The sequence below is a fragment of the Dietzia sp. B19 genome, assembly GCF_014145155.1.
Classification (GTDB): Bacteria; Actinomycetota; Actinomycetes; order Mycobacteriales; family Mycobacteriaceae; genus Dietzia; species Dietzia natronolimnaea.
Window position 1 is genome coordinate 1 of record NZ_JAALED010000444.1, and the last position, 1,388, is coordinate 1,388.

The following is a 1,388-nucleotide window of genomic DNA, read 5'->3' on the forward strand; positions in this document are numbered from 1 at the left end:
CTGGCGGCGCTCGCTGGCCGAGCTCACCCTGGCCGGCACGCGCCGACACCTCGAGATCGACCTGTCGGAGGTCGAGGGTCTCGACGCCAGGCGTGAGGAGATCAGGACCCTCGTGGCGAAGGTCGCCGCGGTGTCCGGTGACGAGCGCAAGCGGGCCCTGGCCGACACGGGCCTGTTCATGCCGCACCTGCCCGAGCCGTGGGGACTGGGCGCCTCGCCCGCCGAGCAGCTCCTCATCGACGAGGAGCTCGAGGCAGCGGGCGTGAGCCGCCACAACATCACCATCGGCGGGTGGGCCGTGCCGACCATCCTGCAGGCCGCGCCCGAGCACGCCGACCGGCTGGTCCGCGGCACCATGGCCGGCGAGATCAAGTGGTGTCAGCTGTTCTCCGAGCCCGGCGCCGGCTCCGATCTCGCCGCGCTGCGCGCGACCGCCGAGAAGGTCGACGGCGGGTGGAGGATCAACGGCCAGAAGGTGTGGACGTCCCTGGCGCGCGAGGCCGACTGGGCCATGTGCCTGGCCCGCACCGATCCCGACGCCCCCAAGCACAAGGGCATCACCTACTTCCTCGTGGACATGAAGTCCGAGGGCATCCGGACCAGGCCGCTGCGCGAGATCACCGGCGAGGCCCTGTTCAACGAGGTCTACCTCGAGGACCTGTTCGTCCCCGACGAGTTCCAGGTCGGCCAGGTGAACGACGGCTGGAAGATCGCCCGCACGACCCTGGCCAACGAGCGAGTGGCCATGGGCGGCGGTTCCTCGCTCGGCGACGCCGCCGAGGAGATCGTCGGCCTCATCCGCGCGGCGGGGGCGGAGGACGACGCCCTGGTGCTGGACGAGCTCGGCAAGCACGTGGCCGACGGTGTGGTGGGGAGTCTGCTCGACCTGCGCACCGCCCTGCGGACCCTCTCCGGCTCCGGCCCGGGCGCCGAGTCGTCCGTCCGCAAGATCGTGGGCGTGCGCCACCGTCAGGACATCGCCGAGTTCGGACTCGAGCTCACCGGCACCGGCGGGGTCGAGTTCACCGAGCAGGGGCGCAAGTTCCTCATGGTGCGCTGCCTGTCCATCGCCGGCGGCACGGAGCAGGTGCTGCTCAACGTGGTCGGGGAACGCATCCTCGGCCTGCCCAGGGACTGATCGAACCCGTGCCCGACCCTCTCCCGACTAAGGACTGATCTGACGTGGACTTCACCCGTACCGAGACCCAGGTCGCCGTCGCCGAGGCCGTGGCCGGGGCGCTCACCACGGCCGCCCCGGCCGATGAGCTGCTCACCGCCCTGCCCAGTCGCGGTGTCGCCGACGCCGGATACGACGAGCGACTGTGGTCGGCGTTCGCCGGATCGGGCCTGCTCTCGCTGGGCCTGCCCGCGGCGCTCGGCGGCGACGA

Annotated in this window: 1 protein-coding gene and 1 pseudogene; both read left to right on the top strand. The window is 71.8% G+C overall.

From position 1 onward, the window contains the following. The coding region (locus G6020_RS12490; RefSeq protein ID WP_182610844.1) for an acyl-CoA dehydrogenase family protein at positions 1-1,138 on the top strand (1,138 nt) is incomplete at its 5' end. Between the two features lie 44 nt (positions 1,139-1,182). Next, a pseudogene (locus G6020_RS12495) lies at positions 1,183-1,388 on the top strand (acyl-CoA dehydrogenase); the annotation flags it as partial.